This window comes from Pseudoalteromonas thalassia (genome assembly GCF_049257215.1).
Classification (GTDB): domain Bacteria; phylum Pseudomonadota; class Gammaproteobacteria; order Enterobacterales; family Alteromonadaceae; genus Pseudoalteromonas; species Pseudoalteromonas lipolytica_C.
Map to the genome: position 1 here is coordinate 193,296 of NZ_JBMMUE010000006.1, position 15,797 is coordinate 209,092.

Here is a 15,797-nt window from a genome sequence, read left to right on the forward strand (position 1 = left end):
CGCTTATTAATTAGAACTGCGCAGTAAGTGTTAAAGCAGCGGTACGTGGTGCACCAATAAAGTAGGTTGAACCATTACCTGTACCACCCGCTAGATATGATTTATCAAACAGGTTATTAACCACAAATGCAAGGTCGAGTGATTTAAACACACCCGAATCAAGGCTCGTGTTATAACCAATGTTTAAATCAACCAAGGTGTAGCCATCAACCTTGTTACGTGTACGGGTTTGTTCATCAGTCCATGCACCTAAACGCTCACCGGTGTATTTAGCCGATAAACCAAAGCGGAAATCACCACTGTAATAATCTGCTGATACCACAAATAAATCTTGTGCTGAGTCAATCACTTCATCACCCGCTTTAAAGCTTGCAGATGCTTCATCAAGTAACTCACCATCACCGTTATATGCACTTGGATCGTTCGATTGATACTCAGAGTTATTGTAGGTATACGATGTGTAAAGGTTCCATTTGTCAGTCAGCATATAGCTTGCAGAAAGCTCCACACCTGTTGACTCAATACCGCCTACGTTGATGTAAGAACCGTTCGTGCCAATCGTGTAGTCGATACCATCGGTATCACTGCCCGGGGCAATAAAAGTAATACGGTTATCAAATTCAATGCTGTAAGCCGTTGCCGTTAAACGTAAACGGTCATCACTGTAACGCACACCTAGGTCGATGTTTTCAGCTGTTTCAGGTTCAATTTCGGTCAGTGTTGATGAATCGCGTTCAAGTACGCCATCTTTAATTGCCGCAAAGTTTTCGCTGTAACTGGTAAATAACTCTGTGCTTGCAGATAGCTGATACAACACACCGCCGCTGAATAGTACGTCTGAATCACTGTCGATTTTATCTGAATATTCATCTTCAAAATGGTTATAACGCTGCAGTTCAACAAGATATTGTTTAGCACCTAAATTAAGTGTGAAATCGCCTAAACTGATTGAGTCTTGCACGTACCATTTGAATGTATCTGTTTCAAACGTGTTCTTGTACTGTGTCCAATACGGTGTTTGGTCGAAATGATGATAGACACGGGCATCAATAACTTTATGCCAGTCACGTGATTCATCGCGGTCTGTTTGTTCAAACCAAAAGCCGGCTTCAATATCATGATTGCCAAGCGTTACTTGGTACTCACCGGTCATACCTAAGCGGTCTTTTTTGTAGTGAGTATGGCGATACGACATAACCGGAATGGCATCATCTGAATAACAGGCTGGGTTTAAACCTGGGCCAGATGACCATGGCCACTCTAAACTTGCCGTACAACCTGCAGCAGGTGCAAGTGGATTACCGTCGCTATCTGTAAAGCCATAGCTGCCTGCGTTTTCACCACCAATTGTTGTTGGGTTACCATCGCCATCAACCGGTGACGTTAAATAAGGCGGGATCCAATCGCCACGACCCGAGTTTTTATGGTAGTAAGGCGACAAGCTTAAGTTTGAAGTGGCACCTAATGCGTAATCAAACTTTACATACGCAAGGGTATTTTCACGCAGTGTACCCCAGCCCTCAGCAAACATTTGATCAAAATGCGGCACGCCAGTCCAATTCCAAGTTAAACGATCCCAGTCAGGGTTTTGTTCAAACTCACTAATGCTGATGCTGTTATAGTTAATTTCGTGAACATCATCATACGATACACGACCCGTTACGGTTAGGTCGCTAAAGTCTGACACAAACTTAGCTTCGATATGCTGGTTGTCTTTACCACCATTGCTGCCATCGCCAATCCAGCGGCTAGTGTCTGTTTGCGAATAGCTAATATAGGCTTGCGTGTTATCAAACACTGTGCCGGTTTCATGTTTAACAAAGTAACGGCTAGCATTGTGATCGCCCGTTGTATAAGCAAACGTGGTGCTTTGCTCAGTACTCGGTTGTGCACTCACAAAATTAAATGTACCGCCTAGCGCTTCGAGTGATGCAGAGGCAATATCAGACGTACCTTGCCCTACTTCAACCGTTGCTAAGTTTTCGCTGTCAAGATAACGGTTTGCTTTTGCGCCGCCACCATAGTTAGAACCGCCATTAGGAATACCATCAATCGTCATACCTAATTGCTGTTGATTACCATCGATACTAAAGCCACGCATAGTAATGGTGGTTGACCAATCGTCACCACCAAATGCATCACCTTCGTTGATGCTAATACCCGGTAAGTTATCAATCACGGCTAACACACTTGATACTGAACTTTGTTGCTCAAGCATGGCAGGTTCAATGACATTATTTGCATAACTGGTTGGCTTTGCAACAACGGTAATTTCTTCAATTTCGTTATTGGTGTTTGCATTTGCCGATGTTGCTAAAAGCGTTGCGATGACAAGGCTTAGTTTTGTTTTTTTAGTTACTGTGCTCATTGTTTTTCCAAGGTTACGTATATAAAAGCGGGCACAGTATGCAGAGCGTGTATGACATTTAGGGTCAAAATTTTTGACACAACAGTTAAACAATTAATGCATTTTCATGGCAGATTTAAGACTCAACTGTTTAATAAATAAGAAAGTATTAGAAAAACACCCAGTTAAATTAACTGGGCGCTTGTTGGTTGGACAATATTATTAGATTTGCTTAAATCAACTCAGCCAGCATTTCTTCGCTATATGGTGTTAACGCTTCACCATTTTTAACTTTACTGATGTAATCTGGGTTCGCAATGAATGGGCGACCAATCGCAATTAAATCAAATTGGTTGTTATCGATAGCTTGATTTGCTGTTTCAAAGCTATAGCTACCTACCCCTACCAAGGTACCTTTATAAGCACCACGCATATATTCAGACGCCGACTTATTACCTAAACTTGCAAAGCGCATGCTGTCATCAAAAATACCAACATGTAGGTACGCAAGGTTACGTGTTTCAAGTGCTGGTAATAGATAATCAAATACTGCTTTATCACCGTCGCTTTCAGTCATATTAAAATACGCACCTGGCGATAAACGTAATGCTGTTTTATCTGCACCAATGGCTGCCACTACAGCATCAACAACTTCAAGAGCAAAACGTGACATGTTTTCTGGTGTTTGACCGTATTGGTCTTCACGTTGATTGGCAGCAAAGTGTAAGAATTGATCAATCAAATAACCATTCGCACCATGAATTTCAACGCCGTCAAAACCCGCTTCAATTGCATTTTCAGCCGCTTTTGCATAGTCGGCAATTAAAGCTTGGATGTCTTCAATGGTTGCAGCTTTTGGGGTAACGTAAGTTAACTCGCGCATTCTTGGTACCGACCCCTCTACACCAATTGCTGATGGTGCTAGTACATCACCACCAAAAAAGTGAGGGTGAGCAACGCGACCTACGTGCCAAAGCTGAGCAAACATTTTGCCGCCCTTCGCGTGCACAGCATCGGTCACTTTCTTCCAACCTTGAATTTGTTCACTGGTAAATAGACCCGGTGTATTTGGGTAACCTTGAGCATCTGGGCGGATAATTGTTGCTTCGCTAATAATTAAACCGGCATCGGCACGGCGCGCATAATAATCAACCATCGCTTGGGTTGGAACGAGGTTATCGTCGCTCATACAGCGTGTAAGTGGGGCCATTAGTACACGGTTTTGCAGCTCAATACTGTCGTTTAGTTTAAATGGAGAAAGTAAATCGGTTGTCATGGTTTTATCCTTATCTTGAACATAAATTCAAGATAAGGGCGAAACATACACACTTCAAGGTTTATTTTGAATATTCGTTCAAGATTACGTAAACTTCGTTTATAAATCGTGAGGAGCTTTAATGAGAACTGCTGAATTTGATACTGAATTTGTACTACGCCAAGCCATGCATGCCTTTATGCAATATGGCTATGCGAAGACCAGTATGCAAAAATTAAAAGAAGTGACTCATCTTCATCCGGGCTCTATTTACGCGGCTTATGGCAACAAAAAAGGCTTATTTTTAGCCGCTACTGAGCAGTATCAAAAAGACAGAAACCAACAATTTACTGCCCTCTTTAATGACCAACAATCAATTTTATCGACCCTCAAACATTACTTAACTGTGATTGTTGATGAATGTATTGAAGGTGAAGTTGCCAAGGTATGTTTGCTTACAAAAAGTATTTCTGAGGTTGAAGGCAATGATCCACAAATTTGTAGTGTGCTGCGTGGTAACCTTAATGCCTACGAGAATGCCCTCGCCGAACAAATTCAAAAAGCCCTTGATAACAACGAATTTAAAAGTAGCAAGCCAGCTCAACAGTTGGCGCGCTTTTTAGTAATGGGTATATACGGTATTCGTACCTATGCACTAACAAATCAAGATCCAAAATCTCTGCAACAACTTGCTGACGATCTATTCGCTGCATTAGTAAATTAATTTAGCTATTAACTTTACTTGTCATATTTATTTATCACCTTATGATTAAGGTGTAGCTGTGTATAACTAAAAGAGTGAGCCTGTCATGAATAATGCAACTGCTAAACGTGTTGAAACTGAGTTTGATGCTGTACTCGCCTTAGGCGCAAAGAAACGACTCGCTTATATGTTTGAAACGGTTCAAGAGTTTAAACAAGTATGGATCCTCAATGATGAACATGGCTGTGTCATGCTCTCTAACGAAGACGACGACTGTGTCCCTGTATGGCCTAGCCGCGAATTTGCACAAAGCTGGGCAACCGGTGAATGGCAAGATTGCGAGCCCAAAGCGATTCCAGTAAAAGATTGGTTAAGCCGCTGGACACCCGGCCTTGAACAAGATGACTTACTGATTGCTGTATTCCCAACTGATGAGGATGATGGCACGATTTTATTCCCCGATGAGTTTGACTCGCAACTAAGAGTGCCAAAAAGACGTTTTTAAATCATGCTTATAACTTAACAAAGGGAGGAATAGCTCCCTTTGTTATGCGGCATTTACCGATAGGCTATGATACCAATCCGTAAAATACCTAATCCTGCCAATTTAACAAAAATTATTGACTACTTTGCTAAATGCTCTAAATATAATTCTAATTTTTGTGATTCGTTTAATGTTTTTAACACCGCTTCTTGTTGTGCAAACCAGCTATCGGCAATACCGTCGTTATTTTTATCTTGAACAACAGCAACATCTTTAAATTGAGCTTCATACGCTTGCCAGCTAGGAATAACGTCAAGTTCATGATTAATTAACCCATCCCCTGTTACGGGACGCTTGTCTTTGAGTTGGTCATAAACTAACTGGTCAACGCTGTCTATGAACACACCATTTGCATTTCTATTAGCTCCCGCTAACTGATTTTGTGCGATGTCATAAAACACCTGCTTCGCATTCTTTTCTTTAAAATCAGACTCTTTCTCAACTATAATTTTTTTATCACTCAACCAAGGGCTGTTTGCTTGGCTGGCGATACGTTTCCCTTCTTTTTTATTTCTATAATTGACAGCTAACCAGTTTTTATCATCAAACTCTGGGTACCCTTCTAGAATATTTCCAGCGATATAAGCTTGGTTTTTGCTAATTAATGGGGAGAACCAAATATCCGCAAATTGAATGCGCTTGCTCGCTTTACCCGGTTTGTAATAATTCGCTATCAGGTTAAATCGCCCATTCTCAGAGCCATACACATTATTGTGTCCCCAATTAAAAATAATATTATTACTCACTTCGATAAATTCATCTGTGTAAGGGTAAGGAGATTTTAGTCTGTGTCCATTTATACGGGGAGTTCTACTTGCATGATTTGCTATTATATTATTAATAAAAGAGGCATTAGCTCCTCCCCAAATACCACCATAACCATGCTTTCCTTTAGGATGAATAGAGTCGTTTAAGCTATATGAAATAATAGAGTTTTGTAATGTGAAATTACGATTATTGTAAAAGCTACCCGTTTCATCAACAGACCAGCTTAATGAACAATGGTCTATAATAACATTGTTAGAATTGCGCACAGTTAATGCGTCTTCTACCACCTTAAATGTCCCTAATCGAAAACGAATAAATCTAATAATCACATCCTCTGCATTTGAGACAGTAAATGGCGCACCTGAAATGGTAATGCCTCCCGCAGAGGTTTGCCCTGCTAGCGTGATTCGACCGTGGTTTACTTTTAATTCTTTTGACAGCTTAATCACCCCAGACACAGCAAATGTAATAACGCGAGGATGCTTTTGTTTAATTGCGTAACGTAAGGTTCCAGGCTCATCTTTGTCTTCGAGGCTCGTTACAATATACAACTTACCCTCTGCGCCACCTCGAGAGAATTTACCAAACCCTTCGGCACCATCAAAGGCAATAGGCCTAGGCGTTAACGACTGACCCATACTATTTGCACTAAATAGTGACACACTCAATGCACCAAACAGTAGCAACAGGACGTTTCGACAAAACCGGTATTGTTCACTTTTCATTCAAACCCACCTTTTTGTACCTTTTAGAAAAAACCAGCCTTTATGCTGATTAAAAAATTGACAGTTTAATTAATGCAGTGTTAACTTTATGTTACCTCCGATTGCCACCGGTGGCAAATGGATTTTTAAAAAGAAAATAGAACACAATAAAAGCCTTTTAAAAAGGAACAACAATGAAAACGATAAAACTCAGCGGTATTGCAGCAGCACTTTTGGTTGCCCTGCCCGTCTATGCACAAGACGCACAGACAACCAAACCCGTACCGCAAACAGCGTCTAGTAGTAATGAAAAAACAGCGATAAAGAAAGCCCAAGATGGAGATGATGACATGGAGATCATCGCTGTAACAGGCATTTATCAGGCTGATTTAAAAGCCCGAGCAATGGAACGTGAAAGCAAAGCATTTAGCTCTGTGATTGCTACAGATGATTTAGGTAACTTAGTTGACCAAAATGTCGCTGAGTCTCTACGTCGTGTTCCCGGTGTCACCTTAGAAAGAAGCGAAGGCGAAGGTAAATATGTAGCAGTACGTGGTCTTGGTCCCAAATTTGTGTCGGTAAATATGAATGGCGCGGAACTTTCTGGTGCAGGTGATGACCGAAAAGTCGGTCTTGATGGCATAACGGGTGACTCTCTTGGTGCAATTGAGGTGTTTAAAACACTCACACCTGATATGAACTTAAACTCAATCGGTGGCGCAGTAAACGTGAAAGCTATTTCGGCTTATGACCGTGGTGACAATACACTGAAAATAAAACTTCAAGATTCTTACAATGAAATGAGAGAGGCACATTCACCGAAGTTTAGTATTGATGGTACACAGTTATTATTTGATGACAAAGTCGGTATTGGCTTTGCGGCCAGCTATGAAGACAGACAAACACAAGTCGATGAAGTACGTCATCACAGCTCTCGTGATATGAACTTTTTAAAAGGGGGTATTGGTCTCTCTGAAACAGAATTAGCAAATGCAGAAGAAATTTTAATCCCTGCACAGCTCGAAAACCGTCGCGAAATAGCGGATCGTAAACGTACCAATGCCACACTGAATGTCGAATTCAAACCAAATGAAGACAGCTTTTACTATATTCGTGGTAATTATTCAAAATACACCGACGACGATATCGCTCAACGTGAATTTTATAACTTTTATAATGGCGATCAAGAAGACGAAGTTATTTATGTTAACCCACAAACTAAGGAGTTTGCACTTTCAGATATTGATGTTTACAACCAGTATTTTATTCAAGAAGGTGAAACTGTAACCACCAACTATAGCTTTGGTGGTGAAAACTACTTTGCTGAGTCGTGGCGCGTAGATTATGAATATGCTTACTCTAAAACAGACGATGAATCAGTGGGTGATCGTCGTGTGCAATTCCGCGAACGAGAAAATATCGTTTATGGCAAGGCTGGCCGTGATTTTATTACAGCGAAAGTATTAACGCCTTCTGAAGCTGCGGCTCTTGGTGGTTTTGAGCTTGACCCAGACAATGATGTTTTTGCTGGTGAGGCCGACGGTGATTTAAGCGATCTTTCTAATATGCAATACGATAACCTATTCATGGAAGACAGCATCCGCACAGACGAAATCACAAGCTTTAAACTTAACTTTCAAAAGGAGTTTGATAGTCAGTTTTTAAATTCTATAAAGTTTGGGGGCACCTACAACGAACGTGAACACTACAGAGATAAAGATCGTTGGAGTTACACGATAAATGCTGATGATTGCGATGGTAATGAAACCTGTATCGCTGTTGCTAACTCTAATATTACCGATTATGACTATAGTGTGCCCGCTGGTGATTTATTCACCTACCCTTTAGTGTCTGCGCAGGATGTTGAGTACATGGTTGATTCAACAAAAATCACGCGCGAAAATGCCACCGGTGGCGAAGTATCAATCGACAGCACTAAAGAAGACTATGTACTCACCGAGGACACGTATGCCGCTTATGTTATGGCAGAACTGCAGTTATCAGAAAAAGTAAGCGTAATAACGGGTGTGCGTTATGCGCATACCGAGTTTTCGTCGACTGGTTTTATGTCACTTGAAAATGACGATTGGTCATTTGGTGGTGAGCATACCTTAGATATTGCAGTTCCGTTACCTGAATCATCAATAACTTACAGTGAATACTTTCCTAGTATGCATCTTCGTTATGAACCAAATGAAACGATGTTAGTTAGAACCTCTTTATGGACCAGCTACACTCGCCCTTCGTTTAAACAAGCACGAGGATATGCACGGTTTGATGATGATATCAGTTTATGCGACCCCACAACCAATACATGTTATAGCGAACCCGATGGGCAAAGTGCATTAGAATTACAAAACTATATTTTGGGGCCCGACAATGCACTTCAAGTTGGTAACCCAAATCTTGTCGCAATGACATCAGACAACTTTGACGCCTCATTTGGTTGGTATCCTTCCAAAGAATTATTCGTTGAAGTAGCTGTTTTCTATAAAAATATTGATAACTTCATTGTTGATGTCAGTGGTATTCAAATGGGGTTAGATGAGCTACCTCTTACATTACCTGTTGATCATGTTTCTGACTTCGCGATTCCACAAGACTTAGTCATAAATCAAGTTGATATCACCTTAAACGGTGATAAAGCAACCGTGTATGGTATGGAGCTCAGTTATAACCAGTTTTTTGAAAACGGCTTATTTTGGCAAAGTAATATGACCGTCGTCAGTAGTGAGTCAAAACTCGATGACACCATACGCTATGAAAAAATGCCGTTACCAGGCCAAGCAGATATTACCGCTAATATTGCGCTGGGTTGGGAGAATAAAACAGCGTCACTTAGGCTAATCAGTAATTATCGTTCCGATATTTTAGAGCAAGTAGGCTCTTGCCCTATTTCAGCAGACAAAAATGATGCTAAAGCATGTAAAACATGGGCTGATATCTACCAAGATGACATATTAACCTTTGACATAAAAGCGACTTACGACTTCAACGAACACCTTTCATTCTACTTTGATGCAATCAATATCACCGACGAGTCAGACCTTCGTTATTTCACCGGTAATGATCAGTCTGGCGGCGAGATTTTGTATCAACGAGAAGATTATGGTCGGACATATCAACTAGGAATGAATTATAAGTTCTACTAATAATTCAACTACTTAAAACAACAATAATCACTGAACACACGCGTTTGTGTTGCTAAACGCGTTCATCCTTGGAGGGATGTATGAATAGCACAATTAAAATTCCATCTTGCTTATTGCTTGCAGCCGTACTTGCAGGCTGCGGCGAAGAAAGCTCTGTCAACGTAAAAGAGGCGCCACTCCCCCCTATTCAAGGGGTTTTTATAGATAGCCCTGTCGCCGGATTGACCTATAACAGCCCGTCTGTGACAAACGGTAAAACGGACAGTAATGGCCAATTTGATTATTTCCGTGGTGAAGCGATCACATTTTCTATTGGTGAGCTGACATTTCCAAGTGTCGCGGCCAGCAATGTTGTCACTCCACTGAGCGTATTCTCTACAGACACAGTATTTCATCCTGCTGTAATCAATAGTTTGCGTTTATTGCAGTCGTTAGATGTGGATGGTGACACCAGTAACGGTATTACCATTAGTGACGCAGCAGCACAGGCTGCAGTAATGGAATTAGCCCAAGAACAAACACCTGCAGAATTCTTTGCCAGTGACGATTTTGACGAAAAGGTAAATCAATGGCTTGCTAACGCTGGGGGAGCAAATACCAGCTTAGTGAGTGCTGATACTGCCATTATGCATTTTGTAGATTTTATTTTTGAGCAGTATAACAGTACACAGCCTCTCGCCTTCACTCCTGCCGACTTTACGGGGACAATTTATAACCCCGTTGTAAAAGGGGCAAAAGCGAGTATTGAAATATGGCAGTTTACACCCAGTGAAGAAGGAGCAAGCACGGGGTCATTCACTAAGCTAGTCGATGGGAATGAAACGCTTGTTGGCAGCTATGAGTTTCAGTTTGGTAATCGCGTTTTAGTATTAACAACCAGTGAAGGTGATACACCGAGTAAGCATTATTTAATTTCTCGCTCGCACAACACTGTCAATAATACCTTTAGTGTGTGCTCTACAAATGATGCAGCACAGCTTGCAACGTTAGTACTTAGCTGTGATAACAACGATGATGCATACAACAATATTTTAGCATTTGATGAACAGCAAGCCCAAAATGAGTTGGTAAAGCTTAGTGAACTTGCTGAACAAACCGGTCTTGCATTAAACGAAGAATTCGATACCGACACTGATACATTCTTCTCATCTAGTTATAAAAGCCTCTCTGATGAGCAAGGAAGTGGGCCTCTTTATTTTAAATCTGGCGGCAGTGCCATTATCAATGAATTGGGTCAGCTTGTTTTGGAAGGTGACCGTTTCACAATCGGTAATACCCTGCCAGGTAAAGAATCATCGCCAAGCGATACAACGGGTGTGGGAATATACAATTTAAGCGAAGGCTTCACTATTAGCTTTGACGTCATTAGCCATAATGGTGCAGGCTCTCTTTCTTTATACGTTGATAACAATACAACAAGCCAAAGTAACTCTGTGCATGCTGATGCATCAAAGTTTTATGGAAAATCGATTGATGAAACCAACCTGCCTGTCGGACAACGCTTCTCTTATACTTATATACCTGGGCAAGATGTTAATACAGGAACTGAATTAACGCACCCAGATGCACGCGGTATCCTGAGCGCAGATATTAAAAACTCTTACTTTCAAATCAGAACCGATTCAGCCGCCTTATTAGTCATAGATAATCTAAAAATAGAAACAGTTGCGACAGATGTGCCCGAAGTTGAGCCGCCTGTTGAACCGCCAATTGATCCACCTGCAACAGGTGAGATCCCCACTGTTGAACTTCCTTACACAAACGATTTTACGACTGTTACTGGTGATATTTTTTCTGTCGACTATCAAAAAATAGTTGATAGTCAAGGTAATGAAGTTCCGATGTTTTCAAAAACTGGAGGATCCGTCACCGTCGTGGAAAACGGCTTAGAACTGGACGGGGGCCGATTCACTTTGGGTAATACCACTGCGGGCGTGGAAACCAGCGAAAATGATACAAACTCAACGGGGGTATTTGATTTATCAAGGCCTTACCAAGTCGTCATGGATATTGTCAGTGCTAGCGATCCTGAAGGTGACAACAAGTTCCAAATCTATGTCGACAACAATACATCAAGTAGCTCTAAATCGATGCACGGTGGTGAATCTCGTTTCTTCAACAAGTTAATCAATGACTTAGTTGTTGGCGAAACCTTAGTCGTACCCGGAAAACTCGCTACCAAGAACTCTTTTTTACAATTGCGTACCGAGACAGGCGGTAAAGTAGTGATTAATAATTTACGCATTGAGTACGTTGAAGACCCAAGTATCTTTAAGTGTACAGATGCACCTGAACTGTATTTTTGTGATGATTTTGAAAGTGGTGATTTGAGCAACTGGAAAATTTTAGCAACGCCTACTAACGTAGACGGTGCCATGGGTGAATTCGATATTTTAAATATCAACGGTAATAATATGATGCGATACACCGCAGGCAACGCAGGCGGTGAACTTATTTTAGCCACAGACGAAGCAATGCAAAATATCCCACAAACAGGTAATTATTTTGTAGAAGCGAAAATTCGTCCTCGTCAAAACAGTACAACAGCAAACAAACAGTTGTACATGATGGCCCGTTATCAAGATACAGGAAACTGGTATGGTGGCGGTTTAAATGTGCAAAACTCATCTAGTAGCACTCGAGTAGAAGTTGCTGTCAGCACCGAGGGCTCTATTGCACGCCCTGTTCAGGCAAGTACACCTATTTTACTCGGCGAAAAAGGGGGCACAGAAGACGGTGTTTGGTACACCACCCGTTTTGAATTAATCAATGATCAATTAACCATTTATTTAAATGGTGAAAACTTAGGCTCAGTGAGTGATACAAATTACAGCGCACGTGGGCTAATAGGTTTATTTACTAATAACCGTTCATTTGAATTGGATGACTTAAAAGTTGGCGATCCGACTATCAAACCCATTCAACTCACACTGGATTACAAGGCCCCTAACTGGGACACCTCAACGACAGCTGAACCATTAACAATTAATGTCACCGCCATTAAAAATGATGGAGTAACAATTGATGAATTCACAGTGACTTCAACTGATGACAAAATTGTCAGTGTCGATATCAATGGAAGTGTAATTACTCTCACCCCAATGGCGGCCGGTAATGCCACGATTACATTCGTCTCTGGTTCTGATGGTACCATAACCCGAACAATAGAAGTGAGTGTGGCTGAAGGTTTTGTCATGCCAACAACTGACTATGGCGACTTAACTGGAAAGTTATTTCCTGAAAAAAACAGTGCCAATCAATTTATTGATACGCAATTTAGCCTTACATTTGATAATGAACCAAGTTTAGGCGCTTTAGGTGAAGTACGTATTTATAAAGTCAGCGATAACAGTTTAGTCGATACCCTTACCGTTGGTAAAAACATTGACCACATTGGTTTTGCTGGACAAGCTAAAGTTCGCTCTGTTTACTACTATCCACTACAGCTAAATGGGAACACGCTCACCATTAAGCCACGCAATAATACCCTTGAGTATGGACATACATACCGTGTTGTAATTGGTGATGATGTCGTGGTTGGTGCAATGTTAAATGGTCAAGAATTTAGTGGCCTAGGTGATAACAGTCAATGGGACTTTGTTACTAAAGTAAGCATGCCTGCAGGTAATCAGCTGCTCGTTGATGATGAAGGTGCGGCAGACTTTAGAACTGTGCAAGGTGCACTTAATTTTGCTATGCAGTACTTGGGCAAAGATGAGCACACCACTGTCTCCATAAAAGACGGCATTTATAACGAACTGTTATTTTTGCGCGATAAAAACAACCTCACTATTCAAGGTGAAAGCCAAGAAAACACCGTTATTCAATATGAGAATTACGAGTCTATGAATGGCGGCACGGGTGGCAGTGCACCTATTAGCACAGGAACACCTAACGGAGGTAGAAGTGTGTTTTTAGTAGAAGGTGTCGACATGCTGACCCTTAATAATCTCACCCTTAAAAATACGCATATTCGTAATAATGTGGATTCAAACCAAGCAGAAACTATTTATTTCAATAGCCCGTACCGCCTAGTTGCGAACAATGCCCGCTTTAAAAGTGAACAAGATACCCTTCTGTTAAAAGGATACTCATGGTTCTACAACACGCTTGTTGCAGGGAATGTTGATTTTATTTGGGGTTACCCAACAACGGCGTTATTCGAGAGTTCAGAGATCCGTACAATCGGTGATTCAAAAGACGGTGATCCTTTAACTGACTCAGCGGGTGGCTATGTTTTACAAGCGCGTGTACCTGTAGAAACAGACCCTGGTTTTATTTTCTTGAATAGTCGATTCACACATGGTCCTGGCCCCATTGGCAATGATGTTTTAGATAACTCAACATACATTGCAAGAAGTGGAGGCAGCGATACATACTTTGATAATATAACCTTAATAAACAATAGGTTTGATACACATATCGCTAAAATTGGCTGGGCTGTTCAAGGTGTAAATAATCAACCTGCTCCTAACCCTAGCGTTGCCACAGCAACCAGTGGTTGGCGCGAATATGGCAGTATGGATTTAGACGGTAATCCACTTGATTTATCTGAACGCGAAGGTGGCTATATTCTTTCAGATTCAGAAGTCAACGAGCTACTAGACCGCGAAAACATTTTTGCAGATTATAACGACGGTCAAGGATGGAGTCCAAAACCACTTGCTATTCCTCAACTACCGGATGAGCCTGTCAGCATTGCGCCAATCAATCCTAGTCGAGGGTTTGCAGGGTATAACTATAATATCACCGGAGGTGAAGGCGGTACTGTTGTTACTGTTGATAATGGTGCTTCATTAAAAGCAGCCCTAGCACAAGCGAAGTCTTCAGCATCCGCTATTACTATCTATGTTGATGGTGTAATCACAGATGCTAACAGTGGCGGTGATAATAAATCTATTGAAATTAAAGATATGAATAATGTCTCAATTATCGGTGTGGCTGATAGAGGTGAGTTTAGTGGGATTGGCATTGCTATTCGCCGCGCTAACAACATTATCATCCAAAACTTAAAAATTCATGAAGTACTCACTGGTGGTAAAGACGGAATTTCAATTGAAGGTGATGAAAACGAAACAACAGCAAACATTTGGATTGACCATAATGAGTTGTATTCTTCGCTCTCCGTGGATCAAGACTATTATGATGGCTTAATTGATTCTAAGTCGGGTGCTGAGAACATTACCATTTCTTACAATTATATACATGATAGTTGGAAAACTTCATTACATGGCCATAGTGACAATGACGACAGCAGTAATAAAAACCGTCATATCACCTTCCATCACAACCGCTTTGAAAATATTGTCTCTCGGGTTCCTTTATTTAGGTTCGGTAATGGTCATATTTTCAATAACTACTATAACAATATCACTTCAAGTGCAATTAATTCACGCATGGGAGCTGAGCTACACATAGAGAATAATTACTTTGAAAATACCAAGAACCCTGTGGTTTCTTTTTATTCAGCACAGATTGGTTATTGGAACACATCAGGTAATTATCTAGGCGAAGGCATTACATGGAGTGATGCGGCAGATGGGGATGTACGAGCAGAAGTGACTGAAAATGGCATGACGCCAACCAGCTCATATAAAGCACCTTATGAATATACGCTTACGCCTGTAATGGATGTTAAAGCACATGTACTTGCTCATGCAGGTGTTGGTAAGCTGGATCAAAGTGATTTAGACATTCCTGATATTCAGTCTCCAACGGAGCCTCCTATTCAAGAACCACTTGGATTGCCCTTTACTGAAAACTTCTCTGCTGCTAATACTGATGAGTTTTTTAGTAACAGCTATCGTGATATTTCAGGATCTGCGGGTAACGAACAAGCGCTGTTCTACCGTGTAACAGGTAATGTTGACGTCGCAGGCGGACAGTTAACAATGACTGGCGCTAGAATTAGCATTGCTAACACAACCCCAAGTACCAGTACGACAGGAAATGACACCGAAACAACAGGCTTGCTTGATTTATCAAACAACTACCAAGTAACGTTCAAAGTTGCAGCGGTAGCTGGAAACACAGCCAAAAACTTTCAAATTTATGTCGATAACAATACTTCGGGTAGTAGCAATTCAATTCATGGCACTGCGTCTAAGTTTTATTCTGTGCCGCTGTCTGACTTAACAGCAGGCCAAACTTATACTGTGGATGGACTCGTTGCAACCAGCACTTCATTCATCACCATAAGAACGGAAAGTGAAGCGACTATCACATTGGATAAAATAAGTATTCAATAGTGCATTACGCTATAAACCTCGCAATTGCGGGGTTTATTTTTTGGTAATTGTTACCACACGGCTTTTTATATCAATC

7 protein-coding genes are annotated in these 15,797 nt (G+C 41.1%); 4 read left to right on the forward strand and 3 right to left on the reverse strand.

Annotated features, from left to right (window positions below; genetic code table 11):
* Positions 1-10: 10 nt before the first annotated feature.
* Both AAEU31_RS09705 and AAEU31_RS09710 read right to left on the reverse strand, forming a co-directional pair.
* Positions 11-2,368, reverse strand: coding sequence for a TonB-dependent receptor domain-containing protein (locus AAEU31_RS09705; protein ID WP_421967106.1), 2,358 nt, complete (start codon positions 2,366-2,368; stop codon positions 11-13).
* 211 nt (positions 2,369-2,579) lie between these two features.
* A complete protein-coding gene (locus AAEU31_RS09710) occupies positions 2,580-3,623 on the reverse strand; it encodes an alkene reductase (protein ID WP_421967107.1) in 1,044 nt (347 codons plus the stop codon).
* Positions 3,624-3,744: 121 nt separating this feature from the next.
* On the opposite strand from AAEU31_RS09710, the gene AAEU31_RS09715 reads away from it, so the two are divergent.
* On the forward strand, positions 3,745-4,326 hold the full coding sequence (locus tag AAEU31_RS09715; protein WP_138557141.1) for a TetR/AcrR family transcriptional regulator: 582 nt from the start codon (positions 3,745-3,747) through the stop codon (positions 4,324-4,326).
* 85 nt (positions 4,327-4,411) lie between these two features.
* On the forward strand, positions 4,412-4,810 hold the full coding sequence (locus AAEU31_RS09720) for a DUF2750 domain-containing protein (protein WP_421967108.1): 399 nt from the start codon (positions 4,412-4,414) through the stop codon (positions 4,808-4,810).
* 119 nt (positions 4,811-4,929) lie between these two features.
* Here AAEU31_RS09720 and AAEU31_RS09725 read toward each other — a convergent pair whose 3' ends face one another.
* On the reverse strand, positions 4,930-6,342 hold the full coding sequence (locus AAEU31_RS09725; RefSeq protein ID WP_421967109.1) for a pectate lyase family protein: 1,413 nt from the start codon (positions 6,340-6,342) through the stop codon (positions 4,930-4,932).
* 173 nt (positions 6,343-6,515) lie between these two features.
* Between AAEU31_RS09725 and AAEU31_RS09730 the strand changes: the two genes are divergently transcribed.
* The gene (locus tag AAEU31_RS09730) at positions 6,516-9,473 is read left to right on the forward strand and encodes a TonB-dependent receptor (protein ID WP_421967110.1); all 2,958 of its coding nucleotides are present in this window, start codon (positions 6,516-6,518) and stop codon (positions 9,471-9,473) included.
* An 80-nt stretch (positions 9,474-9,553) separates the two neighbouring features.
* Positions 9,554-15,721, forward strand: a complete 6,168-nt coding sequence (locus AAEU31_RS09735) for a pectate lyase family protein (protein WP_421967111.1) — start codon at positions 9,554-9,556, stop codon at positions 15,719-15,721.
* The last annotated feature ends 76 nt before the right edge of the window (positions 15,722-15,797 follow it).

Bases quoted from the DNA above. Each gene is read 5' to 3' on its own strand.
- AAEU31_RS09720 (WP_421967108.1), top strand. From the start codon at position 4,412: ATGAATAATGCAACTGCTAAACGTGTTGAAACTGAGTTTGATGCTGTA.
- AAEU31_RS09730 (WP_421967110.1), top strand. From the start codon at position 6,516: ATGAAAACGATAAAACTCAGCGGTATTGCAGCAGCACTTTTGGTTGCC.
- AAEU31_RS09710 (WP_421967107.1), bottom strand. From the start codon at position 3,623: ATGACAACCGATTTACTTTCTCCATTTAAACTAAACGACAGTATTGAG.
- AAEU31_RS09735 (WP_421967111.1), top strand. From the start codon at position 9,554: ATGAATAGCACAATTAAAATTCCATCTTGCTTATTGCTTGCAGCCGTA.
- AAEU31_RS09715 (WP_138557141.1), top strand. From the start codon at position 3,745: ATGAGAACTGCTGAATTTGATACTGAATTTGTACTACGCCAAGCCATG.
- AAEU31_RS09725 (WP_421967109.1), bottom strand. From the start codon at position 6,342: ATGAAAAGTGAACAATACCGGTTTTGTCGAAACGTCCTGTTGCTACTG.
- AAEU31_RS09705 (WP_421967106.1), bottom strand. From the start codon at position 2,368: ATGAGCACAGTAACTAAAAAAACAAAACTAAGCCTTGTCATCGCAACG.